This is a genomic window from Mycobacterium sp., assembly GCF_044223235.1.
Lineage (GTDB): Bacteria > Actinomycetota > Actinomycetes > Mycobacteriales > Mycobacteriaceae > Mycobacterium.
In genome coordinates this window covers 123099-147675 of sequence record NZ_JBGAME010000004.1, presented here as the reverse complement: position 1 = coordinate 147675, position 24577 = coordinate 123099, and the positions used below count along the sequence as shown (strand labels likewise).

18 protein-coding genes and 1 pseudogene are annotated in these 24577 nt (G+C 66.6%); 14 read left to right on the top strand and 5 right to left on the bottom strand.

The genetic code is table 11. The features are described 5' to 3' along the window. Positions 1–72: 72 nt before the first annotated feature. On the bottom strand, positions 73–2406 hold the full coding sequence (locus ADBZ6K_RS08335; protein WP_526345415.1) for an FdhF/YdeP family oxidoreductase: 2334 nt from the start codon (positions 2404–2406) through the stop codon (positions 73–75). A 117-nt stretch (positions 2407–2523) separates the two neighbouring features. Further along, positions 2524–3510, bottom strand: coding sequence for an AMP-binding protein (locus ADBZ6K_RS08330; protein ID WP_526345413.1), 987 nt, complete (start codon positions 3508–3510; stop codon positions 2524–2526). 273 nt (positions 3511–3783) lie between these two features. Here ADBZ6K_RS08330 and ADBZ6K_RS08325 point away from each other — a divergent pair, with 273 nt between their 5' ends. Next, positions 3784–4545 carry an SDR family oxidoreductase gene (locus tag ADBZ6K_RS08325; RefSeq protein WP_526345411.1) on the top strand — a complete coding sequence of 254 codons (762 nt, stop codon included), beginning with the start codon at positions 3784–3786 and terminating at the stop codon, positions 4543–4545. A gap of 95 nt (positions 4546–4640) precedes the next feature. Here ADBZ6K_RS08325 and ADBZ6K_RS08320 read toward each other — a convergent pair whose 3' ends face one another. Further along, positions 4641–4829 carry a hypothetical protein gene (locus ADBZ6K_RS08320; protein WP_526345409.1) on the bottom strand — a complete coding sequence of 63 codons (189 nt, stop codon included), beginning with the start codon at positions 4827–4829 and terminating at the stop codon, positions 4641–4643. A gap of 436 nt (positions 4830–5265) precedes the next feature. On the opposite strand from ADBZ6K_RS08320, the gene ADBZ6K_RS08315 reads away from it, so the two are divergent. Further along, entirely contained in the window at positions 5266–6288 is a 1023-nt protein-coding gene (locus ADBZ6K_RS08315) for a ketopantoate reductase family protein (protein WP_526345407.1), read from the top strand. Positions 6289–6299: 11 nt separating this feature from the next. After that, on the top strand, positions 6300–7706 hold the full coding sequence (gene pyk, locus ADBZ6K_RS08310; protein WP_526345405.1) for a pyruvate kinase: 1407 nt from the start codon (positions 6300–6302) through the stop codon (positions 7704–7706). 96 nt (positions 7707–7802) lie between these two features. On the opposite strand, the gene ADBZ6K_RS08305 is transcribed toward pyk, so the two are convergent. Continuing rightward, the gene (locus tag ADBZ6K_RS08305; protein WP_526345403.1) at positions 7803–8324 is read right to left on the bottom strand and encodes a PAS domain-containing protein; all 522 of its coding nucleotides are present in this window, start codon (positions 8322–8324) and stop codon (positions 7803–7805) included. Positions 8325–8544: 220 nt separating this feature from the next. Between ADBZ6K_RS08305 and ADBZ6K_RS08300 the strand changes: the two are divergent. From ADBZ6K_RS08300 to ADBZ6K_RS08270, 7 genes and pseudogenes are all read left to right on the top strand, one after another. Continuing rightward, positions 8545–9474: pseudogene (locus ADBZ6K_RS08300) on the top strand (LysR family transcriptional regulator); the annotation flags it as partial. 301 nt (positions 9475–9775) lie between these two features. Then, the gene (oxc, locus tag ADBZ6K_RS08295) at positions 9776–11494 is read left to right on the top strand and encodes an oxalyl-CoA decarboxylase (RefSeq protein ID WP_526345401.1); all 1719 of its coding nucleotides are present in this window, start codon (positions 9776–9778) and stop codon (positions 11492–11494) included. Between the two features lie 83 nt (positions 11495–11577). Continuing rightward, on the top strand, positions 11578–12834 hold the full coding sequence (frc, locus tag ADBZ6K_RS08290; protein ID WP_526345399.1) for a formyl-CoA transferase: 1257 nt from the start codon (positions 11578–11580) through the stop codon (positions 12832–12834). A 191-nt stretch (positions 12835–13025) separates the two neighbouring features. Then, positions 13026–13523 carry a formate dehydrogenase subunit gamma gene (locus ADBZ6K_RS08285; protein ID WP_526345397.1) on the top strand — a complete coding sequence of 166 codons (498 nt, stop codon included), beginning with the start codon at positions 13026–13028 and terminating at the stop codon, positions 13521–13523. Continuing rightward, the gene (locus tag ADBZ6K_RS08280; RefSeq protein WP_526345395.1) at positions 13520–15121 is read left to right on the top strand and encodes a formate dehydrogenase beta subunit; all 1602 of its coding nucleotides are present in this window, start codon (positions 13520–13522) and stop codon (positions 15119–15121) included. Before ADBZ6K_RS08285 ends, ADBZ6K_RS08280 begins: the two co-directional genes overlap by 4 nt. After that, a complete protein-coding gene (gene fdhF / locus ADBZ6K_RS08275) occupies positions 15118–17931 on the top strand; it encodes a formate dehydrogenase subunit alpha (RefSeq protein WP_526345393.1) in 2814 nt (937 codons plus the stop codon). The genes ADBZ6K_RS08280 and fdhF overlap by 4 nt, the downstream gene beginning before the upstream one ends. Position 17932: 1 nt before the next feature. Next, complete coding sequence (locus tag ADBZ6K_RS08270; protein ID WP_526345392.1) at positions 17933–18145, top strand: formate dehydrogenase subunit delta; 213 nt, start codon at positions 17933–17935, stop codon at positions 18143–18145. 625 nt (positions 18146–18770) lie between these two features. Here ADBZ6K_RS08270 and ADBZ6K_RS08265 read toward each other — a convergent pair. Beyond that, the gene (locus ADBZ6K_RS08265; protein WP_526345391.1) at positions 18771–20117 is read right to left on the bottom strand and encodes an OFA family MFS transporter; all 1347 of its coding nucleotides are present in this window, start codon (positions 20115–20117) and stop codon (positions 18771–18773) included. A 198-nt stretch (positions 20118–20315) separates the two neighbouring features. On the opposite strand from ADBZ6K_RS08265, the gene fdhD reads away from it, so the two are divergent. The 4 genes from fdhD to ADBZ6K_RS08245 all read left to right on the top strand — a co-directional run bounded on the left by fdhD (position 20316) and on the right by ADBZ6K_RS08245 (position 24434). Next, positions 20316–21164, top strand: coding sequence for a formate dehydrogenase accessory sulfurtransferase FdhD (gene fdhD / locus ADBZ6K_RS08260; RefSeq protein WP_526345390.1), 849 nt, complete (start codon positions 20316–20318; stop codon positions 21162–21164). A 376-nt stretch (positions 21165–21540) separates the two neighbouring features. Further along, entirely contained in the window at positions 21541–22671 is a 1131-nt protein-coding gene (locus ADBZ6K_RS08255; RefSeq protein ID WP_526345389.1) for a Re/Si-specific NAD(P)(+) transhydrogenase subunit alpha, read from the top strand. A 3-nt stretch (positions 22672–22674) separates the two neighbouring features. Next, positions 22675–22998: a proton-translocating transhydrogenase family protein gene (locus ADBZ6K_RS08250; RefSeq protein WP_526345388.1), complete on the top strand. Its 324-nt coding sequence runs from the start codon at positions 22675–22677 to the stop codon at positions 22996–22998. Beyond that, positions 22995–24434: an NAD(P)(+) transhydrogenase (Re/Si-specific) subunit beta gene (locus ADBZ6K_RS08245; protein ID WP_526345387.1), complete on the top strand. Its 1440-nt coding sequence runs from the start codon at positions 22995–22997 to the stop codon at positions 24432–24434. Before ADBZ6K_RS08250 ends, ADBZ6K_RS08245 begins: the two co-directional genes overlap by 4 nt. The last annotated feature ends 143 nt before the right edge of the window (positions 24435–24577 follow it).

Here is a 24577-nt window from a genome sequence, read left to right as displayed (position 1 = left end):
CATCTCAACAGGTCGGCTTCCTGCCCGGCGCGGTTTGGGTGTGATTCCCATGTCGGCGCGGCGGGCACGGATTCAGTCGGCCTGCTGATGGGCCTGCCCGGTGCCGACCAGCGTCCGCTGCTCGGCGATCGGCTCGAACCGAACGAACACACCCTTCGACGTGGGGGTGTTGCTCGCCTCGGCCACGCTGTCCAGCGGAACCAGGACGTTGGTCTCGGGGTAGTAGGACGCGGCCGAACCACGCGCGGCAGGATAGGCGATCAGCCGGAAGGACGGGGCGCGGCGTTCCGTTCCGTCCTCCCATGTGCTGACCAGATCGACGAGCTGCCGATCGGCCAGTCCGAGGGCGTCGAGGTCGGCGGGGTTGACCAGTACGATGCGCCTGCCGTTCTTGATCCCTCGATACCGGTCATTGCCCGTGTAGGGGATGGTGTTCCACTGATCGTGGGATCGCATGGTCTGCAGGACCAGGTGGCCGTCGGGCGCGTTGATCCGGTCGAAGGTGTTGTTGGTGAACTCCGCCTTGCCCGACTTGGTGTCGAACCGATACTCGTTGACGGGGTTGATCAACTGGAACCCGCCGGCCACCCGTACCCGCCGATTGAAATCGTCGAAGCCGGGCACGACCCGTGAGATCGCATCGCGGATCAGGTCATAGTCGGCTTCGAAGTCCTCCCAAGGGATTTCGGGGGTATCGCCAAGGGTGCGGCGCGCGAGCCTGCAGACGATCGCCACCTCACTGAGCAACTGCTCGGAGGCCGGGGCAAGGCGCCCGTGGGATTGATGCACGATGCTCATCGAGTCCTCGACGGTGATGAACTGCTCGCCGGTGGCCTGGATGTCGCGGTCGCTGCGCCCGAGCGTCGGCAGGATCAGCGCGGTGTCGCCGCAGACGACATGGGACTGGTTGAGCTTCGTCGAGATGTGCGCGGTGAGGCGACAGTTGCGCATGGCCCGCTCGGTGACCTCGCTGTCCGGGGTGGCCCGCACGAAGTTGCCCGCGAATCCCATGAAGACTCTGGCGCGTCCGTCGCGCATCGCCCGGATGGAGTCGACCGCGTCCAGGCCGTGCGCAGCGGGCGGGGTGAAGCGGAATTCCCGCTCGAGGGCATCGAGGAACGGCTGCGGCATCTTTTCCCAGATGCCCATGGTGCGGTCACCCTGTACGTTGCTGTGGCCGCGGACGGGGCAGACACCGGTGCCCGGCCGCGCCAGATTGCCGCGCAGCATGAGGAAGTTCACGATCTCGCGGACCGTCGGCACACCGAATTTCTGCTGGGTCACGCCCATCGCCCAGCACACGACGATCTTCTTGCTCACCAGCACTCGCTCGACGACCCGGTCGATCTCCGCACGCGAAAGGCCGGTCGTCTCAAGCACATCGGGCCACGAGACCTGCCGTGCGTGATCGGCGAACTCGGCGAACCCGTTGGTGTGGGCGTCGATGAACCCCCGGTCGAGCACGGTGCCGGGTGCGGCATCCTCGGCCTGCAGCAGCAAGGCATTGACCGCCTGGAAGAAAGCCAGATCGCCGCACGGTTTGACGAGCAGGAACTGGTCTGCGAGCGCGGTGCCGCGCCCGAGCACGCCGTTGACCTTCTGTGGGTTCTTGAAGCGTTTGAGCCCGGCCTCGGGCAGGGTGTTGACGGCGACGATGTGCCCGCCATTGCGCTTGTTCTTTTCCAGCGACGACAGCATCCGCGGCATGTTGGTGCCGGGGTTGATGCCGACCACGAAGACAAGGTCGGCAGATTCGAGGTCGTGCAGGCTGACGCTGCCCTTGCCGACACCCAGCGTCTCGTTGAGCCCCGTTCCGCTTGATTCGTGGCACATATTGCTGCAGTCGGGCAGGTTGTTGGTGCCGTACGCGCGGGCGAACAGCTGCAACAGGAAGGCCGCCTCGTTACTTACTCGCCCCGACGTGTAGAACAGCGCCTCGTCAGGGGAGTCCAGTGCGCGCAACTCGGCAGCCAGGACCTCGAAGGTCTCATCCCAGCCGATCGGTTCGTAGTGGTCGCAACCCGGCCGCTTGATCATCGGCTCGGTCAGGCGGCCCTGGTCGTTGAGCCATGTGTCGGACTTGCCCGCCAGCTCGGAGATGGAGTGCGTACGGAAGAACTCCCGCGTGATCCGGCGGGTGGTCGCCTCGTCGTTGATGTGCTTGGCGCCGTTCTCGCAGTACTCGTTGCGGGTCCGCTTGCCCGGCTCATGCTCGGGCCACGCACATCCCGGGCAGTCGATCCCGTTGGCCTGGTTGATGTTCAGCAGCGTGAGCGCGGTGCGGCGCAATGAGGTCTGATGCAGCGAGTACTCCAGCGCGTGCACGACGGCCGGTACGCCCGCCGCCCACTGCTTGGGTGGGGTGACCGTGAGGTTCTCGTCGCTGGTGACCTCTCCTGCAGTCATGTTTTGCTGCCTCTCTCATCGTCCGGGCGGTCCGATCGCCGCCGCGCCTATCGCCCTGTTCCGATGGGTGGCGCGAGCCGGCACGCCACCCAACTGTCCATCACCCGAACCGTTCGGTCACCTTGGCCCGTCCACCGAGCCCTTGGCGGTGAGCGGCAACTCCGCTGTGAAGGTGACGCGTTCGGGTATCTCGAACTCGGCGAGTCTGCCGTGACAGTAGGCGGCCAGGTCGGGCCGGCTACCGTCGCGGGTGACGACAGCCGCGGCGACGCGCTCACCGTACAGCGCATCTGCGAGGCCGAACACCACGGCCTGGGTGACGCCGGGGTGGGAGGTGAGGACGTCCTCGACCCGTTCGGGGGAGATCTTCTCACCGCCCCGGTTGATCAGTTCCTTGATCCGGCCCTGGATGGTCAGCGCGCCGTCGACGCCGATCGAGCCAAGGTCGCCGGTGTGCAGCCAACCGTCGGTGAAACTATCTGCCGTGCCCGTGGGGTCGTTCAGGTAGCCGCGCACGACGGTCGGACCCGACAGGCAGATTTCGCCGACGGTCCCTGGCGCGCAGGTCCTGCCCTGCGCGTCGACGATGCGCGCCGACAGCACGCCCGGTACCCCCACCGTGCCGAAGCGGATCGCGTCATCGTCGTTCGGCCGAACGGTGCTTGCCTGGTGAGTGGTTTCCGTCATGCCGTAGGCAGCCCCCGCGGGCGCACCGGACCGGATGTCGGTGAGAGTTACGTGGGCACCGCACATCTCGATCCGCGCACGAGTATCGGCCGCGGGCAGCGCGGGATCGAGCGGGGCTACCGTCGCCCCGGTGTGCGATGCGGCGAGCAACGAGACGACGAATTCGACGCTGTTGGTCGCCTGCACCGTCACGACGTCTCCGGCGGCGATGCCTCTACCGCGCAGCCGAGCGGTCAGGGTGCGGACGAGGTCGGCCAGCGCGGCATAGGTGAGAGCGGTGCGTCCCGCCCCCGCAGCGATCGCGGGGCACCCCGCCGTGGCACCGTCGGCGTCCTCGAATATTCGTCCCAACCGCCGACCAGGCGCGTTCACATCGGCGCCGCTCTCCGTGTCGCCTAGGGGCACAACGGTTTTCATCGGTGCGCGGTGGTCATCGGTACGGGTCTCCGGTTGGGGCTGCAACTCTTGTGGTCCATCGTGTGTAGTCCATCGTGGCCTCCGGGGCCTGGCAGCGTCCAACAGCAGTCGTTTACCGCTTGATAGATGTTAGTTATCACGCCTGCGCACCCGGTCTGATCAGCGCGGGATTAGCAAGCGGTGGGTGATCGTTGACACGTTCGTTGGCATGACGATGTGCAGGACCACCAGAGCCCGCCTGCCACCGATGATCGACGAGAGGAATTGACAACCATGAGGATCAGCGGCAACACCATCTTCATCCCCGGCTCCACCAGCGGCATCGGGCTTGCGCTGGCGCTGGCGCTGAAGGCCAAGGGCAACACGATCATTGTCGGCGGTCGCCGCCGACAACTGCTCGACGAGATCGCCGCCGAACACGACGTGGACACCGTCGTCATCGACACCACCGACGCGGCTAGCATCGCCGCGGCAGCGACCGACGTCATCGCCAAACATCCCGACCTCAACGTGATCGTCGCGATGGCAGGCGTCATGAGAGTCGAGGACTGGCACCGGCCTGAAGGTTTCCTTTCCTCCGCGGAGTCGGTGATCACCACGAACCTGCTGGGTCCCATCCGGTTGATGGCGAACTTCATCGAACACCTCCAGAACCAGCCTGAAGCCACCATCATCACCGTGTCGTCAGGTCTGGCGTTCGCCCCGCTGAAGGTCACCCCGAGCTACAATGCGTCGAAGGCGGCGATCCACATGCTCACCGAATCGCTGCGGCTGCAGTTGGCCGACACCAACGTGCGGTTCATGGAACTCGAGCCGCCGTCGGTGGCCACCGATCTGATGCCCGGACAACGGGAGAGTTCGTTCGCGATGCCGCTCGACGAGTTCGTCGAGCAGGTCGTCGACATTCTCGAGACGCAGCCCGACGTCACGGAGATCCAGGTGGAACGGGTGAAGTTCCTGAGGTACGGCGAGGCCCGCGGCGACTACGACAAAGTCGTCGCCACCCTCAACCAGGCCGACCCACACAGCAATTGATCGCACCCAGTCCAGGTGCGGCTGGTGGCCGAGTCATCACTGCTATGAGAAGTGTTGTCCTCGTGTGATATTGGTGTACCGCGGGGCGATCGCTGTCAGCGGGGGAGGGGGGTCGGGAAACCGGCGGCGACCGCGTCCACCCAGGCGTGGACCTTGGCGGCGGTTCCGTGCACCTGTGTCCTGACGTGCATGTCGGGGGTGTAGAGCGTCCCGACGAATCGGCCGAGTTCGACGTCGACCCTCAGCAGGTGTCCGTCGGCGAGGCGGTGATGGCCGGTGCTCATGGAGATGACACGATGGGGCAGGCCAACCGGAAGCGGTTCGGGAATCGGAATCTGTCGCATCCTGATCACCACCTGGGAAAGATCTATTGCCTGTAGATAGTATACAGAATCCTGGATGCAGTACAAGGTGCTTCTCAATTGTTTTGCGCCGTATCCGGCCGGAAACGTGCGTCGCGTTGCGATTACTGCGAGCGGACCCTGGAGTCCGCCGAGCCGGCATGGCGTCGGCGGGGATCCGGGTCGGCGTCCCGCAGGGAATCTCATGAGGTTCGGATACCCGTTTACGAGACCATATTTATCGCATACTGTATGCACCACGGGCTCGCCCCAATGCGGTCGCTATTCGGTGGGCCCCCGCTGTGGCATGCGCATGCGCAAGGCAGTGGAGGCAGAAGCACATTCAGTCGTGCGGTGAACGCACGCGGAAGGAGTCACCGTGAAAATTGCAGTCGTCGGCGCCGGAGCGATCGGTGCCTACTGGGGTGCCGCACTACAACGTGGCGGCGCCGAAGTCCATCTGATCGCGCGCAACGCGCATCTGCGGGCCATGAGGGAGAACGGTGTTCGGGTGCTCAGCCCGCGTGGCGACTTCGTCGCCTATCCGCATGCGACGGACGATCCGAATGAGATCGGGCCGGTCGACTATGTCTTTCTCGGACTGAAGGCGCACAGCTACCCGACCTGCGGCCCGCTGGTGGAGCCGTTGCTCGGCGAGCACACCGCGGTGCTGCCCGCGCAGAACGGGATCCCGTGGTGGTACTTCCACGAACTGCAGGGTCCGTACCGCGGGCACCGCATCGAGGCCGTCGATCCCGGCGGTGCCACGAGCGCCGTGCTGTCCCCGGAGCGCGCGATCGGCTGCGTTGTCTACCCGGCGACCACCATCGAGGCGCCCGGCGTGATCCGGCACCTGGAGGGAACCCGATTCTCCATCGGCGAGCCGTCGGGCGAGATCTCCGCCCGCTGCACGGCGCTGAGCGACGCGATGGTCGCCGGCGGGTTGAAGGCCCCCGTCGAGGCCAACCTGCGCGACGACATCTGGATCAAGCTGATGGGCAACGTCGCGTTCAATCCGCTGAGCGCGCTCACCCGGGCGACCATGGTGGAGATCTGCCAGCATCCGCAAACCCGTCAGGTGGTCACCCAGCTGATGGAGGAGACCCTCGACATCGCCTCCAGGGTGGGCAGCCACCCCGACATCTCCATCGAGAAGCGGCTGCGCGGCGCCGAGGGTGTGGGACACCACAAGACGTCGATGCTGCAGGACCTCGAGGCGGGCAAGGAGCTGGAGCTCGGTCCCATCGTCACCGCTGTGGTGGAGATGGCCGATCTGACCGGGGCTCCCGCGCCGACGCTTCGCACCATTCACGCGGCAACCGACCTGCTGGCGCGCACGGTGGTGCCCGCGACGCCGGCGGTTGCCGCCCCGCAGCAGGAACCCGAACCCGCCCTGCGATGAAAGGGGACACCGTGAACCGACGCGCGAAGATCGTCTGCACCCTGGGGCCCGCTACCAACACCGCGCCGCGGCTGGAGGAGCTCGTCGACGCCGGAATGGACGTGGCACGCCTCAACTTCAGCCACAGCACTCAGGCCGAGCATTCGACCGTCTACGACACCGTCCGGCAGATCGCCGCCGAGCGCGGTCGGGTGGTGGGCGTGCTCGCCGATCTGCAGGGCCCCAAGATCCGCCTCGGGCGCTTCGCGAACGGTCCGGTGGAGTGGGCCACCGGTGAGCAGATCGTCATCACCACCGACGCCTGCGACGGCGACCACGACCGCGTGTCGACGACGTATGAGGGTCTGGCCTCCGACGTACGTCCAGGTGACCGGCTGCTCGTCGATGACGGCAAGATCGAGCTGCGGGTCGTAGAGGTCGAGGGTCACGACATCACCTGCCGGGTACTCGACGGCGGTCCGGTCAGCAACCACAAGGGCATCTCGCTTCCCGGTGTGGACGTCAGCGTTCCGCCTTTGTCCGACAAGGACATCGAGGATCTGCGCTTTGCGCTCGAACTCGGTGTCGACATGGTCGCCATGTCGTTCGTCCGGTCTCCCGAGGAGGTCAAGCTCGCGCACGCGATCATGGACGAAGTCGGCAGGCGCGTGCCCATCATCGCGAAACTCGAGAAACCCGAGGCGGTTTCGGATCTGCGCGCGATCGTCGACGCGTTCGACGGCCTGATGGTGGCTCGCGGCGACCTCGGCGTTGAGATGCCGTTGGAGCAGATTCCACTGGTCCAGAAGCGTGCGATCCAGCTGTGCCGGGAGGCCGCGAAGCCGGTGATCGTGGCGACCCAGATGCTCGATTCGATGGTCAGCGACCGCAGGCCCACCCGGGCTGAGGTGTCCGATGTCGCCAACGCCGTTCTCGACGGAGCCGACGCGGTGATGCTCTCCGCCGAGACGAGCGTGGGTGCCCATCCGTCGCACACGGTGGCCACGATGGCGCGCATCGTCGCGGAGGCCGAGGCGGGCGTCGCCGAGTGGACGGTCGGTCCCGACATCGCCGACAGCGCGACCGGGGATGCCATCGCGGCGGCGGCCTGCGAGGTGGGCAGGCGGATCGGGGCGGTTGCGCTGTGCTGCTTCACCCGAACCGGTGACACGGCGCTGCGCCTGGCGCGTGAGCGTTCCGCACTGCCGCTGCTGGCCTTCGCGCACGATGAATCGGTGTGCTCCCGGCTCGCGTTCTCCTGGGGCATCGAGTCGACCGTGCTGGCTCCGGCCACCACGGCGGAGACGCTGCCCGCCGAAGTTCGCCGCGGCCTGGAGGCCATGGGGATGTGCACCCCAGGCAATGTGGTGGTGGTGTCCGGCAGCCGCAGCGGCGTCCCGGGCTCGACGGATTCGGTGCGCGTGGTGCGCATCGATTGATCCCGGACTGATCCCGGCGAACCGCGCGGGTGGGGCGGGCGAGATGAGCCCCCCGCCCGCGTCGGGTTCCCGCGGGCGGGGCAGGGGATCGAGCGCTCAGTGCGCCCCAGCCCGAGTCGAGTTCTCGAGTTCGGCGATCCTGCCGCGCAGCTCCCGTTCGGCGTTGCGGCGCTCGGTCACCTCGCGCATGATCGCCGAGATGCCGGCGATCGCACCGGCGTCGTCGCGCAGCAGCGCCACGCTGAACTCGATCGAGAGCCGGTGGCCGTCGCGATGCAACGCGGGCACGCTGAGCAGTTTGTCCCCGTAGCGGGTCTGCCCGGTGGCCATCGTCTGGTCGTAGCCTTTCCAGTGCCGAGCCTGCTGCTTCTCCGGGATGATCAGATCGAGGTTCCGGCCGAGCGCTTCATCGGCGGAGAATCCGAATATCCTTGTCGCGCCGGCGTTCCAGAGGCGGATGATGCCCTGCGGATCGGCCACCACGATGGCTTCGGGGGATTCCTTGACGACGGCCTGGGCGAGCCAGGCCGTCGTCAAGGAATCCGTCACAGACCCCGTCACGCCGGCGTCGCCGGTCTCGGTTCCTGTGCCCTTATTGGTTTCCTCGACGTTCCCCATGGGGAGCCCCCTTCTGCTGCGTTGCGTGCGGAGTCGTCCCTGGGTGTTTCCTATGCGTCGCCTGCGAGCGCTCTGAAATCCGTACTGGACATCCCCGCGGGATGACGTTAGCCTACGGGATAACGGATACTGAATACAATGTCCGAAGCCGAGACCGGGCAAGAACCCGGGATTGGCCGCCAGGCCCGGCAGAGCCGCCTGAGGGCGAGGAGGAGACGCGATGCTGTTACGTCAGCTGGAGTACTTCGTCGCGGTGTCGCGCGAGCGCCATTTCGCCCGCGCGGCCGAGAGTTGTTATGTATCGCAGCCGGCCCTGTCCACCTCGATCGCCAAGCTGGAACGCGAGCTGAACGTCACCCTCATCAACCGGGGGCAGAATTTCGAGGGTCTGACCCCCGAGGGTGAGCGGCTCGTCGTATGGGCCAAGCGGGTGCTGGCCGAGCACGACGCGCTGAAGGCCGAGGCGGCCGCCATGCGGTCGGGGATCTCCGGGGTGCTGCGGCTGGGCACCGGCCCGACCGTATCGACGACGGCGGCGCTGCCGGTCGCGGCATTCTGTGCGCTACATCCTCTCGCCAGGGTGAAGGTCTGTTCGCGGCTGTCGTCCACCGAACTGCTCCGTCAGTTGCGGGACTTCGAGTTGGACGCCGCCATCGCACATTTCGGTCCCGACGATCGGTCCGGACTGGAGGTCGTGCCGCTCTACGAGGAGAAGTACGTACTGCTGGTATCCGGCGAACAGCTGGTGCCTGCCGCCCGCACCATCACCTGGTCGGAGGCCGCCCAGTTGCCGTTGGCGCTGCTGACACCGGATATGAGATTCCGCCAGTTCATCGACAAGGCATTCGCCAGCTGTGGCGCGGTCGCCGCGCCGCAGATCGAAACAGATTCCGTCGCTTCGCTATACGCTCACGTCGCCACCGGCGCATGGGCCAGCGTGGTACCGCACACCTGGCTGCGTGACATGCCGGTGACCGGGGCGGCTCGCGCCATCCGTCTCGTCGAGCCGGACACCAGGGCGCAGATCTCGATGGCGATCCACGCGGCCGGGCCCGGATCTGTCGCGGCACGGGCATTTCTGAACGTGGCCATGAGCTCGCCGATGAATGAGGTCTTCGAACTGAAAACCCAAGGCCCCGTTGCCAACCGGTCGGGTTCCGCAAAGGCGATCACTGGGGAGGATGCCGTGGATGCGATGTGCATCGAGTGACGGCGCATGCCAGTGCGGTGGTCGTCCCGGGACTTGGCAAGGCCCCCCACCTGCGCGAAAGACTTGGGACACGAACGACTTGGGACGCCGAAAAGACTTGGGACACAGTGATAACCGTTGGTTATCGGCTCATTGTTGACAGGTCTTGGACGCGGGTAGCCGCCACCCGCAAGAGTTAGAAGCATCAAGTACAGGACAAGCGTCAACATCCAGGAAGGCCCACATCATGACCATTGCTTCCATGCCGGAGACGGAGGCAGGACGCACCGACGAACCGCGTGCCCTCACCGATGGGATTCATCTGGTTGTCGACGCGCTGAAGCTCAACGACGTCACCAACATCTACGGTGTGGTCGGTATTCCCATCACTGACCTGGCGCGGGTCGCCCAGGCTTCGGGCATCCGCTACATCGGCTTCCGTCACGAGAGCGACGCGGCGCATGCCGCCGCGGCGGCCGGCTTCCTCACCAAGAAGCCCGGCATCTGCCTGACGGTATCGGCGCCCGGCTTCCTCAACGGGCTGGTCGGGCTGGCCAACGCCACCACCAACTGCTTCCCGATGATCCAGATCTCCGGATCCAGTGAGCGCCACATCGTCGACCTCCAGCGCGGCGACTACGAAGAGATGGACCAGCTGGCGGCGGCCAAGCCGTTCTGCAAGGCGGCCTACCGCATCTCGCGCGCCGAGGACATCGGGCGCGGCATCGCGCGCGCCATCCGCACAGCGGTGTCGGGCCGCCCGGGTGGCGTGTACCTCGACATCCCGGCCGCGGTGCTCGGTGAGGTCGTCGACGCCGCCGAGATGGCCAAGACCCTGTGGAAGGTCGTCGACGCCGCACCCAAGCAACTGCCCGACCTCGAGTCGGTCGATCGGGCCATCGATCTGCTGGCCGGAGCCGAGCGACCCCTGATCGTGCTGGGCAAGGGCGCGGCCTACGCGCAGGTCGACGACGCCATCCGCGAACTCGTCGAGTCCACCGGTGTGCCCTACGTGCCGATGTCGATGGCCAAGGGGCTGCTGCCCGACAACCATCCGCAGTCCGCTGCTACCGCCCGATCGCTGGCCTTGAAGAAGGCCGATGTCGTGATGCTGATCGGCGCGCGGCTGAACTGGCTGCTCGGCCACGGCGATGCGCCGCAATGGAACCCGGACGCGAAGTTCATCCAGGTCGATATCGCCGCCAACGAGATGGACAGCAACCAGCCCATCGCGGCCCCGCTCGTGGGCGACATCGGCTCGGTGGTGGAGTCCCTCAACGACCGGATCAAGCCCGGCCAGATCGTCGCGCCGGCCGCGTGGCGGGAGGAGATCGCGAGCCGTTCGGCGCAGAACGTCGGCAAGATGGCGGGTCGGCTGGAAGCGGCCCGAACCGCGCACCCGATGAAGTTCCTCGGCGCGCTGCAGGCGATCCGCGACGTCCTCCGGGACAATCCGCAGGCTTACGTCGTCAACGAGGGCGCCAACGCACTCGACCTGGCGCGCAACACGATTCCGATGTCGGTGCCGCGGCACCGCCTGGACAGCGGGACCTGGGGCGTCATGGGCATCGGCATGGGGTACGCCATCGCCACCGCGGTGGAAAGCGGTGCCCCGGTGGTCGCCATCGAGGGTGACAGCGCATTCGGGTTCAGCGGCATGGAGCTCGAAGCGGTCTGCCGCTACAACCTGCCGATCGTGACGGTCATCCTCAACAACAGCGGTGTCTACCGCGGTGACGACGCCTCCGCGTCGACGGATCCGGCGCCGACGGCGCTGCGGGCCCGGCACGAATACATGATCAAGGCGTTCGGCGGCAAGGGTTATCAGGCCACCACGCCGCAGGAGGTGGCCGAGGCCCTCCGGGAGGCGCTGGCGTCGGGCCGGCCGGCGCTCATCGACTGCGTGATCGATCCCTCGGACGGCACCGAGAGCGGCAACATCGCCCATCTCAACCCCAAGGGCATCACCGTCCAGCACTGAACGGCCCGGCATTGGGCGCCCAGGCGTTCACCTCCATCGAAAACAACTGACAAGACTGAAAAATGAGAAAGGAAAAGGGGAATATGACTCAACTACCGCTCTCCGGGATCAAGGTGATCGACTTCACCGGCGTCCAGGCGGGCCCGGCGTGCACCCAGATGCTCGCCTGGTTCGGAGCCGACGTACTGAAGGTGGAGCGCACGAGCGGGGGTGACGTCACGCGGAATCAGCTGCGCGACATCCCCGAACTCGACGCCCTGTACTTCACGATGCTCAACAGCAACAAGCGGTCGCTGGCCATCGACACCAAGTCCCCCGAGGGCCTCGAGGTGATGCAGAAGCTGGTCCGCGAGGCCGACATCCTGGTGGAAAACTTCGCCCCCGGTGCCCTGGACCGCATGGGCCTGTCGTGGGACAAGCTGCACGAGTGGAACCCGCGTCTGATCTTCGGTTCGGTCAAGGGCTTCAACGACGACTCGTCGTGGAATGACCTCAAGGTTTACGAGAACGTCGCCCAGTGCGCCGGCGGTGCCGCGTCGACGACCGGTTTCTGGGACGGCCCGCCGACCGTCAGCGGGGCCGCCCTCGGCGACAGCAACACCGGCATGCACCTGCTGATCGGGCTGCTCGCCGCGATCATCCATCGCGACAAGACCGGCGAGGGCCAGCGCGTGTCGGTGTCCATGCAGGACGCGGTGCTCAACCTGTGCCGCGTGAAGCTGCGTGACCAGCAGCGTCTGGACAAGATCGGCTACCTGGAGGAGTACCCGCAGTACCCCAACGGGGAGTTCACCGATGTGGTGCCCCGCGGCGGCAACGCCGGCGGTGGCGGCCAGCCGGGCTGGGTGCTCAAGTGCAAGGGCTGGGAGTCCGACCCCAACGCCTATATCTACTTCACCGTCCAGGAGCAGAACTGGAAGCGGACCGCCGAAGCCATCGGCCGGCCGGAGTGGGTGGACGACCCCGGCTACAACACGGCTCGCGCCCGCCAGGACAAGATCTTCGACATCTTCGCCGAGATCGAGAAGTGGCTGGCCGACAAGACCAAGTACGAGGCCGTCGACATCCTGCGCAAGTGGGAGGTGCCGTGTGCTCCGGTCATGTCGATGAAGGAGATCGCCGAGGATCCCGATCTACGTAAGTCGGGCTCCGTCGTCGAGGTGGAGCAGCAGGGCCGTGGCACCTTCCTCACCGTGGGCAGCCCGGTCAAGTTCTCCTCGTTCAAGCCGGAGATCACGGGTGCGCCGCTGCTCGGCGAGCACACCGACGAGGTGCTGGCCGAACTCGGCTACGACGCCGAGGCCATCGCTAAGTTCCACGAGAGCAAAATCGTCGTCTAACCACGACACGGTGGGTCCGCCGTCCGGCAGGACTTCCGGAGGGGGATGGGTGCCGGCGGAGTCGTCAGCCGGCATCCGGTGAGAACCGCCCCAGGCCACGGCCTGGGGCGGTTTTCGATTTCCGCTCGCACACCTCTATCAATTGCATACTGAATGCAGTATTCTCACATGATGTATCGCTGGAGGTGCTCATGAATTCCAGATCGACACGCCAAGCTCCCCCGGCCACGACCACCGAGGCCGTGGTCCGGGAGATCGCCGCCGCACACCGCGGCGAGCGCGGCGCCTTGATTCCCATCCTGCACGCCGTTCAGGAAGCCCTGGATTGCGTTCCGCCGGAAGCGATTCCCGTGCTGGCCGACGAACTCAACCTGTCCAGGGCCGACGTGCACGGTGTGGTGACCTTCTATCACGACTTCCGGTCTGCGCCCGCCGGGCGCACCACCGTGCGCGTCTGCCGGGCTGAGGCCTGTCAGTCGCTCGGCGCCGGACGGCTGCTGTCCTTCCTCAGCGACAGGTACGGGATGTCGCTGGGGGACACCAGCCGCGACGGAGCGGTGACGGTCGAGCAGGTGTTCTGCCTGGGCAACTGTGCGCTCGGGCCGGCCGCCCAGGTCAACGGCCGTCTCCACGGCCGGGTGGACGAGGCTCGCCTGTCGGCGATCATGGACGAGGCGGTGACACGATGAGCGCGACTCCGGTGACCGTGTTCGTGCCGCGCGATTCCGCGGCCAGATCAGTTGGTGCCGACGACGTCGCCGACGCGCTCGAGCGTGCGGCCGCGCGCGAAGGTGTGGCGATTCGGTTGGTGCGCAACGGTTCGCGAGGCATGCTCTGGCTCGAGCCGCTGGTCGAGGTCGAGACGCCGGATGGCCGGGTCGGCTACGGACCGGTTGCCGCGCTCGACGTCGACGAGTTGGTGGACGGTGGCCTGTTCGAGGGGGCGCGCCACCCGCTGCGGGTCGGTCTGGTCGAGGAATTGCCGTGGCTGGCTTCGCAGACCCGGGTCACGTTCGCCCGCGTGGGCGTCACCGACCCGCTGTCACCGGATGACTACGTGCGTCACGGCGGTGTTGCCGGGCTGAGCCGCGCACTGGAGCTCGCCCCGCAGGAGGTCGTCGCGGAGGTCACCGAATCAGGACTACGTGGCCGAGGCGGCGCGGGATTTCCCGCGGGCATCAAGTGGAAGACGGTGCTCGATTGCGTCGACGAACTGAAGTTCGTGTGCTGCAACGCCGATGAGGGCGACAGCGGAACCTTCGCCGACCGGATGGTGATGGAGGGCGACCCGTTCATGCTCATCGAGGGCATGACGATCGCGGCCCATGCCGTCGGGGCGACCGAGGGCTATATCTACATCAGGTCCGAGTATCCCGATGCGGTGGCCACCATGCGTTCGGCGATCGAGATCGCGCGGCTGAAGGGATGGCTGGGCGAGGGCATCCTCGGGTCGTCGCTGAACTTCGACATGCACGTGCGGGTGGGCGGCGGCGCCTACATCTGCGGTGAGGAAACCTCCATGCTGGAAAGCCTGGAGGGTAAGCGCGGCATGGTCCGGGCCAAGCCGCCGATTCCGGCCATTCACGGGCTTTTCGGCAAGCCCACGGTGGTGAACAATGTGCTGACCCTGGCCAGCGTCCCGACCATCATGGCCGACGGCGCCCGCGCCTACCACGACTACGGGTATGAGCGGTCGCGCGGCACCCAGGTGTTCCAGCTCGGCGGCAACATCGCCCATGGCGGCATCGTGGAAACCGCCTTCGGTGTGTCGCTGGGCGAGCTGGTCGACGGATACGGCGGCGGCACCCACTCCGGGCGGCCCGTGCGCGCGGTGCAGGTGGGCGGACCTCTCGGGGCGTATCTGCCCAGCTCGCAATTCGACTTGCCCATGGACTACGAGTCTTTCGTGGCCGCGGGCGCGATGGTAGGCCACGGCGGCATCGTGGTGTTCGACGACACCGTCGACATGGCCGCGCAGGCCCGGTTCGCCATGGAGTTCTGCGCCGCGGAGTCGTGCGGAAAGTGCACACCGTGCCGGGTCGGTTCGGTGCGCGGCGTCGAGGTGATCGACAGGATCGTCGCGGGGGAGAACCGCGACGAGAACCTCGCGGTGCTGGAGGACCTCTGCGACGTGATGACCGAGGGATCGCTGTGCGCGATGGGCGGGCTCACCCCGATGCCGGTGCGCAGCGCCATCACACACTTCCCCGACGACTTCTTCGCCCGCCCAGCCGGCGGAAAAACCATCCCGCTGCACATCAGCACGAGGACGGAAGGTAAGCCATGACGCTTGTTCACGAACCCGACTACGGAACCCCGGCCAAGGACGGCCCCGCGACGGTCTCTCTCGAGGTGGACGGACTGAAAGTCGCGGTGCCAGAGGGCACGTCGGTGATGCGCGCGGCCGCCCTCGCCGGTATCGACGTCCCCAAGCTGTGCGCCACCGACAGCCTCGAGGCATTCGGCTCCTGCCGGCTGTGTCTGGTGGAGATCGACGGACGGCGCGGCACCCCTGCGTCGTGCACCACACCCGTCGCCGACGGCATGGTGGTGCGCACCCAGACGCCCAAGGTCGCCAAACTCCGTGAGAACGTCATGGAGCTCTATATCTCCGACCATCCGTTGGACTGCCTGACCTGCTCGGCCAACGGCGATTGCGAACTGCAGGACATGGCAGGCGCCGTGGGCCTGCGTCAGGTGCGCTACGGCTACGAAGGCGAGAACCACCTCGACTCGGTCAAGGACCAGAGCAACCCCTACTTCGATTTCGATCCGTCCAAGTGCATCGTGTGCTCGCGCTGCGTGCGTGCCTGCGACGAGGTGCAGGGCACCTTCGCGCTGACCATCGAGGGCCGCGGCTTCGACTCGAAAGTCTCACCGGGGGCCGGCGAGTCGTTCATGGACTCGGAATGCGTGTCGTGCGGCGCGTGCGTGCAGGCCTGCCCGACCGCCACGCTGCAGGAGAAGTCCGTCATCCAGCTCGGCATGCCGTCCCGCTCGGTCGTCACCACCTGCGCCTACTGCGGGGTGGGCTGCTCGTTCAAGGCGGAGCTGCGCGGTGACGAGCTGGTTCGCATGGTGCCCCACAAGGACGGCGGCGCCAACGAGGGCCATTCATGCGTGAAGGGCCGGTTCGCCTTCGGCTATGCGACCCATCCCGACCGCGTGCTCAGCCCGATGGTTCGCGACAAGATCACCGACCCGTGGCGTGAGGTCAGCTGGGAAGAGGCGATCGGCACCGTCGCGCGCAGAATGCTCGAGATCAGGGCAGAGCACGGCGCGGAGGCAATCGGCGCCATCACCTCTTCGCGCTGCACCAACGAAGAGGTCTACGTAGTTCAGAAGATGGTGCGCGCCGCGTTCGGCAGTAACAACGTGGATACCTGCGCGCGGGTGTGCCACTCGCCCACCGGTTATGGCCTCAAGCAGACCTTTGGCGAGTCGGCGGGCACCCAGGATTTCCGGTCGGTGGACAAGGCCGACGTGATCATGGTGATCGGAGCCAACCCGACCGACGGACACCCGGTCTTCGGGTCGCGGATGAAGCAGCGTCTGCGCCAGGGAGCCAAGCTCATCGTGGTTGACCCGCGGCGCATCGACCTGGTGCGCTCGCCGCGAATCGAAGCCGCGCACCACCTGCCGTTGCGGCCGGGAACCAACGTGGCCATTGTCAACGCCATGGCGCACGTGGTGGCCTCCGAGGGTCTGTTCGACGCCGACTTCGTCGCCGCGAGGTGCGAGGGATTCGAGGAGTGGGTGGAGTTCATCTCCCGCCCGGAGAACAGCCCCGAAGCGGTCGAACCGATCACCGGGGTGCCCGCCGAGCAGGTGCGCGCCGCCGCCCGGTTGTACGCGACGGCGGGAAACGGCGCCATCTACTACGGCCTGGGTGTCACCGAGCACAGCCAGGGCTCGACCATGGTCATGGGTATGGCCAACCTGGCCATGGCGTGCGGCAACATCGGCCGCGACGGCGTCGGGGTCAACCCGCTGCGTGGGCAGAACAACGTCCAGGGCAGCTGCGACATGGGTTCGTTCCCGCACGAACTGCCCGGATATCGGCACATCTCCGACGACGCGGTGCGTCAGGTCTTCGAGAATCTTTGGGGCACAACTCTGTTCCCCGACCCGGGGTTGCGGATCCCGAATATGTTCGACGCCGCGATCGAAGGCACCTTCCGTGGCCTGTTCGTGCACGGGGAGGACATCGCGCAGTCGGATCCCAACGTCCAGCATGTGCTGGCCGCGCTGAGGTCAATGGATCTCGTGGTGGTGCAGGACCTGTTCCTCAACGAGACCGCCCAGTTCGCGCACGTGTTCCTGCCTGGCGCGTCGTTCCTGGAGAAGGACGGCACCTTCACCAATGCCGAGCGCCGGATCAACCGGGTGCGTGCGGTGATGAAGCCCAAGAGCGGCATGCACGAGTGGGACATCGTCTGCCAGATCGCCACGGCGATGGGGTATCCCATGCAGTACGACCACCCGAGCCAGATCATGGACGAGATCGCCTCGGTCACGCCCACGTTCGCGGGGGTGTCGTTCGAGCGCCTTGACCAGCTCGGCAGCATTCAGTGGCCGTGTGACGAGAATGCCCCGGAGGGCACTCCGATCATGCACGTGGAGGATTTCACCAGGGGCAAGGGGCGGTTCATGCCGACCCCGTTCGTGCCGACCGACGAGCGCAGCACCCGCCGGTTCCCGCTGATCCTCACCACTGGCCGCATCCTGAGCCAGTACAACGTCGGCGCCCAGACCCGTCGCACGGCCAACGTCGCCTGGCATCGCGAAGATGTGCTGGAGATCCATCCGCACGACGCCGAGGACCGCGGCATCACCGACGGCGACGAGGTGACGCTGGCCAGTCGGGTGGGCGAAACTCGCCTGCGCGCACAGATATCCGACCGGATGCCCACCGGGGTCGTGTACACCACGTTCCACTACCCGGGCACCGGTGCCAACGTGGTGACCACCGACAACTCCGACTGGGCGACCAACTGCCCGGAGTACAAGGTGACCGCCGTTCAGGTCGCGTTGGCTCACCCGATGTCGCTGCACGCCGAACGGGCCGGCGCCATGGCGTCGGAATTGGTGGATTGACATGGCGCACCACGACCCCACCGAGATCCGGCTGGTCAACAAGATCGCCGTGCACTTCGGCTATCTGCCCGCCGACCAGGCGGCCGAAGCCGTGGCCGATCACGTGGCCAAATTCTGGAATCCACGGATGAAGCGGCGGCTGTTCGAACTGGCCGCCGCCGACCCGCAGGGCCTGGAACCCAGCGCCGCGGCGGCGACGGCGCTGTTGCGATAGTCGCCGGGCCCGGCCCTACGCGCGCCCTAGCCGGAGCTCCGCCTGGCGTCTGCGCCGGGCGCGTCTGCGCCGAATTCTGTGCGTTGGCGAGTGTTGACGACCTCGGCGCAGATCTCGGCGTAGGTCTCGGCGCAGACGGGGGTGCGGAGAAACGCCGACGGGCACCCCGCGTTGGGGTGCCCGTTGAGCGTGGGTGGGGTTTAGCGGCCGCTGTGGCGCACGGTGGTGTCGACGTGGGGGACGGTGACGGTGGGTTGGATGTCCTGGATCCAGCCGTGGTGGTCGATGTCGGCCTGGGCTGGGGGCGGCGAAGCCGAACAGGCCTGCGGCCAGGGCGCCTGCGGTCAGGGCGGAGAGGGTGAACTTCTTCATGGTGATCACTCCCGGTGATGTCGTAGCGGCGGTGAAGCGGTGGTGCTTCGTGCCGGTCTGACTGTCTAAACCAGCAGGTCAGGGGATTAATTCCGGTGGCAGGAATTGATCGCCGACTGGCAGAAACCGATACGTCGGGATCGCGCCGAGCGTCCCCACGCCGCCCCTCGATGCGCCGAGATCTGCGCTGTGGTCGTGAAACCGTTGGCGCAGCCCTCAGGCAGGTCTCGGCGAGTGGCGCTGGCGGTCGCTGTCAGGGCAGCCGAATGACCGGATAGCCGGGCCGATGTAGCAGCCTCGTCATGACGGCGGCGCTCAGGCTGAGCACGGCGGCCGCGACGAACACGACCAGGAGCCCGTGCGATGCCATCAGCGCTGCGGGGAATCCGACTCCGATGATGCCTCCGAACAGTTTGGCGCTGTAGACGAGTCCGAAGTTCCGCACCGCGTTGCGCTCGCCGAAGTAGTCGGCGACCAGGCTCGCGAACAGCGGGTAGAACGCGCCGCCCGTCAGACCGCTGAGGCCGGCGAACACCATGAACGCGCCGGACAGCCCGTTGGCAGCCGAAAACACCAGCCCCAGCTGGGCGCAGCCCTGAAGCAGTAGGCCTGCGCTGAGGGTCGCACGCCGGCCGTATCGGTCGGAGATCCGGCTCGCCACGCTGCGGCCCGCGCCGTTGACCAGGGCCAGCAGGGCCACGGCCGCCGCGGCGACGCCGAGGCTGAAGTCGTTGCCGACGGCGACGATCGGGATGTATACGGCGGCCAACAGGGATGCCGCGGCTGCGAACACCAGAATGAGGTACATGACCACGAAGGCCGAGGTTCGCACGGCCTGCGCGGGCGCGTACTGCCGCACCGCGGGGACGTTGTTGGCCAGACTGCGGTTCACCCGCCTGTCGACCGCCCAGACCTTGGGGTCGATGTCGGCGGGCCACCAGCCGGCCGGCGGATCGCGGAACAGGCTGCCGCACAATGCCACCACTGCGGTGACGCAGGCACCCACCGCGATGAAGATCGTCGCGCGGGTCTCGGGTTCCAGCGCGACGGCGAACAGTGCGATGAACGGGATGGCCCCGTAGCCGAACGCTCCGGTGGCGAGCCCGATCCGGGCGCCGCGCTGCTCGGGGTACCACTTCGCGACGGTCGACGAGCAGGTGGCGTAGACGATGCCCGCGCCGGTACCGCACAACACCGAGTAGCCGAGCACCGAGAGCGCGAAGCTGTCGGTGTAGGCCAGCGTCAGCGGACCCGCCCCGCACAGCAGTGCCCCGAGGAGCATGGTGCGCGAGGGGGACAGGGCGAAGCAGTGACGCAGGGCGGCCGTTGGCGCGGCCGCAGCGGCCTGGAACACCACCCACAGGGCGAGCACCCACAACGCGCCGACGGTTCCGGGGCCCTCGGTGTCCTGCAGCGCCGCCACCGCAACGCCGTAGCCGTATTGGAGCACGCTGATGCCGGCCAGGGCCGTCCAGGAGAGCCAGAGCATCCATCGCCGGGAGTGCCCCATGATGTCCTGTGGCCGTTCCCCGACCCGGTATGAGCGTCCGTGCAGGTCGCGCACCTCAGCGACCGCGACACCACTTCTCGTGTTGGACATATTCCACCTCCACAAGACTGCATACAGTATGCGATCAATTTAACTATGACGTGAGTCACATGTCCAGGGGTGGGAACGAACTATCTGCTAGTGAATCTTGCAGACAGTATGCAAACTGCAGTAGGGTCGGGTTTCAATTCAACCGGACGTACACGTGTCAACCGACGTGCACGTGCACACGGAAACCGAGGTGCCGAAATGGGGCGTGTCACAAGCAGGCGTCGGGTGACTCGGGTTACGGGCGCCGAGGTCACCGTGCGGCCCGACACCCTGGCTGCCGAGGAGCCGCTCGAAATCCGGGTTGCGGGTAAGCCGTTGACGATCACCATGCGCACCCCCGGGCATGACTTCGACCTCGCCGCCGGATTCCTCGTAAGCGAAGGTGTCGTTCGGCAATCCGCGGACATCGCGGGGATCCGGTACTGCGCGGGCGCCACCGACGACGGTGCCAACACGTACAACATCGTCGATGTCGTGCTGTCCGCCGGTGTGCCCGCTCCCGATCCGTCGCTCGAGCGCAATTTCTACACGACGTCCTCCTGTGGTCTGTGCGGTAAGGCCAGCCTGGATGCGGTGCGCACCACCGCGCCCTGGCCGGTCCACGACGACCCGCTGCGCGTCGACGCCGCCGTCGTGGCCGAATTGCCGAATCGGCTCAGGGCCGCGCAGCAGATCTTCTCCAAGACCGGGGGCCTGCATGCGGCGGGACTGTTCTCGGCGGATGGTGAATTGCTCTGTCTGCGTGAGGATGTCGGGCGGCACAATGCGGTCGACAAGGTGATCGGCTGGGCGGTTCGCGAGGGGAGGCTGCCACTTCGCGGCGCCCAGCTGCTCGTCAGCGGCCGGGCGTCGTTTGAACTCGTCCAGAAGGCCGTGATGGCGGGCATACCGCTGCTGGCGGCGGTGTCGGCGCCGTCTTCGCTGGCCGCCGACCTCGCCGCCGACTCGGGTCTCACCTTGATCGGGTTCCTGCGCGGCTCGTCGATGAACGTCTACACCGGCAAACACCGGCTTGGACTCGAGGACGCGACGCTCGTCGGTGCGTGAGTAGTCCTTGCCGGCAACAGGATTGGTGATGTCGGCGGTCCCGGCCATACCGCGGCATGCTCGGCGTTGTCCGATCAGCACCAAACCATTGCGCTATTGCATACAGTATGCGATTCGCCTATCCTTCTGAAAGACCGAGTGCTAGAGCCAAGGTGATGCGCGGCTGCCACGGCTAGGGCAGGACGGGCCGGGCGGACCTTGGCGGTCGGCCCCTTGATCAGGATCACGCGGGACAGCGCCAGTCCAGCGCCCAGCCGGGAAGGGGAACACATGACGTTGATCGCGGTAGCCCGGAAGAGACCAGAACTCCCGACAGGCGGTAGACCCGAGCGGCCCGGCGACACGGCCCTGCCGAGAAAGTAGAGGCGAACGAACGATGACTGAAACGAAGACGGAGACCAGCCCCCACGCTGCGGTGTCGGTGGGTGTTGTTGCCGAGTCGCTGGCCGACGAACGCCGAGTTGGCCTGGTGCCCAAGGCGGTTGCGTCGTTGGTGAACAACGGTGTCGCGGTGGTCGTTGAGTCCGGTGCGGGGGAGCGGGCACTGCTGCCCGACGAGCTCTACATCGAGGCCGGCGCCACCGTCGGTGATGCGTGGTCGGTGGACGTGGTGGTGAAGGTGGCCCCGCCGACGTCCGCCGAGGTGACTCGGCTGCGCTCCGGGCAGACGTTGGTGGGGTTCCTTGCTCCGCGTAACGCCGACAATCAGATCGGGGCGCTTCGCGCGGCCGGTGTGACGGCGTTTGCGGTGGAGGCGATTCCGCGGATCAGCCGGGCGCAGGTGATGGACGCGTTGTCGTCACAGGCCAACGTGGCCGGGTACAAGGCCGTGCTGTTGGCGGCCTCGGAATCCACACGGTTCTTCCCCATGTTGACCACGGCGGCGGGCACTGTCAAACCGGCCACCGTGCTGGTGCTGGGTGTGGGTGTTGCCGGACTGCAGGCGCTGGCAACGGCGAAGCGGTTGGGGGCGCGCACGACGGGCTACGACGTGCGCCCCGAGGTGGCCGACCAGGTGCGGTCGGTTGGTGCGCAGTGGTTGAACTTGGGCGTAAATGAGGTGGTCGCGGCCGGTGAGGGCGGATACGCGCGGGAGCTGACGGACGAGGAACGCGCCCTGCAGCAGAAGGCCCTCGAGGAGGCCATCAAGGGGTTCGACGTGGTGATCACCACCGCGTTGGTACCGGGCCGTCCGGCGCCCAGGCTGGTCACCGCCGCGGCGGTGGAGGGGATGAAGCCCGGAAGCGTGATCGTGGACATGGCGGGCGAGACCGGCGGCAACTGCGAGCTGACCGAGCCGGGCGAGACCGTCGTCAAGCACGGGGTGAGCATCGCCTCGCCGCTGAACCTGCCCGCCACGATGCCCGAGCACGCCAGCGAGCTGTACTCCAAGAACATCACCGCGCTGCTGGACCTGTTGATCAAGGACGGGGCGCTCGCCCCGGATTACGACGATGAAGTGATCGCGGCGTCGTGCGTGACCCGCACTGTCGGAGAGGGTGCATGACCCATGTATGACCAGTTATTGGCCAATCTGGCGATCCTGGTGTTGGCCGGGTTCGTCGGATTCGCCGTGATTTCCAAGGTGCCCAACACCTTGCACACGCCCCTGATGTCGGGCACCAACGCGATCCACGGCATCGTGGTCCTTGGTGCGCTCATCGTGTTGGGCAACCTGCCGGCAGACGCGGGCTGGGGGGTGCGGGTCATCGCGTTCGTGGCGCTGATCTTCGGCACGCTCAACGTGATCGGCGGCTTCCTGGTGACCGACCGGATGCTGGGCATGTTCAAGAGCAAGCCCAAGGTGCTCGAGAGTGCAGGGGCGAAGAAATGAACTATCTGGTCAATTCGCTCTACATCGGCGCGTTCGCACTGTTCATCTATGGTCTGATGGGCCTGACCGGCCCCAAGACCGCGGTGCGCGGCAACTGGATCGCCGCGATCGGTATGGGCACCGCGGTGCTGGCCACCCTGATCAAGGTCCGCGACACCGCCGCAGTCAACTGGATTCTGATCATCGCCGGTCTGGCGATCGGTGTCATCCTCGGTGTGCCACCGGCCAAGAAGACCAAGATGACGGCGATGCCGCAGCTGGTTGCCCTGTTCAACGGTGTCGGCGGCGGTACCGTCGCGCTCATCGCGTGGGCGGAATTCATCGAGACGCATGGCTTCTCGCACTTCAAGCCGGACCAGCACCCGACGGTGGCGCTGGTGGTGGGGTCGCTGTTCGCCGCGATCATCGGGTCGGTGTCGTTCTGGGGTTCGCTGGTGGCGTTCGCCAAGCTGCAGGAGCTGATTCCCAAGAACGTCGAGAAGGCACTGGTCAAGTCCGCCAAGGTGTTCCAGGCCTCCAACATCGTGCTGCTGATCGGGGCGGTCGCGGCGGCGGTGTACATCGGCATCAGCGCGGGGCCGGATGGCGGCACCAGCGTGTGGTGGATCGTCGGGGTGCTGGTCGCTGCCGGGATCATGGGCCTGTTCGTGGTGTTCCCCATCGGCGGCGCCGATATGCCGGTGGTGATCTCGCTGCTCAACGCCCTGACCGGATTGTCCGCGGCGGCAGCGGGTTTGGCGCTGAACAACACCGCGATGATCGTGGCGGGCATGATCGTTGGCGCCTCCGGTTCGATCCTGACCAACTTGATGGCGGTGGCGATGAACCGGTCGATCCCGGCGATCGTCTTCGGATCCTTCGGCAGCTCTAACACCGGCGGCGGACCCGCCGGCGGGGAGCAGGGCACCGTGAAGGCAACCAGCGCCGCGGATGCCGCGATTCAGATGGCCTACGCCAACCAGGTGATCGTGGTGCCCGGATACGGTCTCGCCGTGGCGCAGGCCCAGCACGCGGTCAAGGAGATGGCCGAGCTGTTGGAGAACAAGGGCGTCGAGGTCAAGTACGCCATCCATCCGGTGGCGGGCCGGATGCCCGGTCACATGAATGTGCTTCTCGCCGAGGCGGATGTCGCCTACGACGCGATGAAGGAAATGGACGACATCAACGGCGAATTCGGCCGTACCGATGTCACGATCGTCATCGGGGCCAACGACGTCACCAACCCGGCGGCGCGCAATGACCCGAGTTCACCCATTCACGGCATGCCGATCCTGAACGTCGATCAGTCCCGCTCGGTCATCGTCCTCAAACGGTCGATGTCCTCGGGCTACGCCGGCATCGACAACCCGCTGTTCGGCGCTACACAGACGTCCATGCTGTTCGGCGATGCCAAGAAATCCGTGTCCGCGGTCACCGAAGAGCTCAAAGCTCTCTGAGGCCAGTCCGCCCGGCCCGAGCGCACGGTCGTTGCGACGCTTCCCGTCAGGGAGGCCGCCAATGACCGTGCGCTCGTCGCTGTTTCGATGTCGTTCAGTCATTGTTGGCTGCATGCATCATGCGGTTCACAGGAATTCGCCCG

What these genes read in the sequence shown, in the direction of transcription:
- ADBZ6K_RS08335 (WP_526345415.1), bottom strand. Translation starts at nt 2,406, where the DNA reads ATGACTGCAGGAGAGGTCACCAGCGACGAGAACCTCACGGTCACCCCA.
- ADBZ6K_RS08330 (WP_526345413.1), bottom strand. Translation starts at nt 3,510, where the DNA reads ATGAAAACCGTTGTGCCCCTAGGCGACACGGAGAGCGGCGCCGATGTG.
- ADBZ6K_RS08325 (WP_526345411.1), top strand. Translation starts at nt 3,784, where the DNA reads ATGAGGATCAGCGGCAACACCATCTTCATCCCCGGCTCCACCAGCGGC.
- ADBZ6K_RS08320 (WP_526345409.1), bottom strand. Translation starts at nt 4,829, where the DNA reads ATGAGCACCGGCCATCACCGCCTCGCCGACGGACACCTGCTGAGGGTC.
- ADBZ6K_RS08305 (WP_526345403.1), bottom strand. Translation starts at nt 8,324, where the DNA reads ATGGGGAACGTCGAGGAAACCAATAAGGGCACAGGAACCGAGACCGGC.
- oxc (WP_526345401.1), top strand. Translation starts at nt 9,776, where the DNA reads ATGCCGGAGACGGAGGCAGGACGCACCGACGAACCGCGTGCCCTCACC.
- frc (WP_526345399.1), top strand. Translation starts at nt 11,578, where the DNA reads ATGACTCAACTACCGCTCTCCGGGATCAAGGTGATCGACTTCACCGGC.
- ADBZ6K_RS08285 (WP_526345397.1), top strand. Translation starts at nt 13,026, where the DNA reads ATGAATTCCAGATCGACACGCCAAGCTCCCCCGGCCACGACCACCGAG.
- ADBZ6K_RS08280 (WP_526345395.1), top strand. Translation starts at nt 13,520, where the DNA reads ATGAGCGCGACTCCGGTGACCGTGTTCGTGCCGCGCGATTCCGCGGCC.
- fdhF (WP_526345393.1), top strand. Translation starts at nt 15,118, where the DNA reads ATGACGCTTGTTCACGAACCCGACTACGGAACCCCGGCCAAGGACGGC.
- ADBZ6K_RS08270 (WP_526345392.1), top strand. Translation starts at nt 17,933, where the DNA reads ATGGCGCACCACGACCCCACCGAGATCCGGCTGGTCAACAAGATCGCC.
- ADBZ6K_RS08265 (WP_526345391.1), bottom strand. Translation starts at nt 20,117, where the DNA reads ATGTCCAACACGAGAAGTGGTGTCGCGGTCGCTGAGGTGCGCGACCTG.
- fdhD (WP_526345390.1), top strand. Translation starts at nt 20,316, where the DNA reads ATGGGGCGTGTCACAAGCAGGCGTCGGGTGACTCGGGTTACGGGCGCC.
- ADBZ6K_RS08255 (WP_526345389.1), top strand. Translation starts at nt 21,541, where the DNA reads ATGACTGAAACGAAGACGGAGACCAGCCCCCACGCTGCGGTGTCGGTG.
- ADBZ6K_RS08250 (WP_526345388.1), top strand. Translation starts at nt 22,675, where the DNA reads ATGTATGACCAGTTATTGGCCAATCTGGCGATCCTGGTGTTGGCCGGG.
- ADBZ6K_RS08245 (WP_526345387.1), top strand. Translation starts at nt 22,995, where the DNA reads ATGAACTATCTGGTCAATTCGCTCTACATCGGCGCGTTCGCACTGTTC.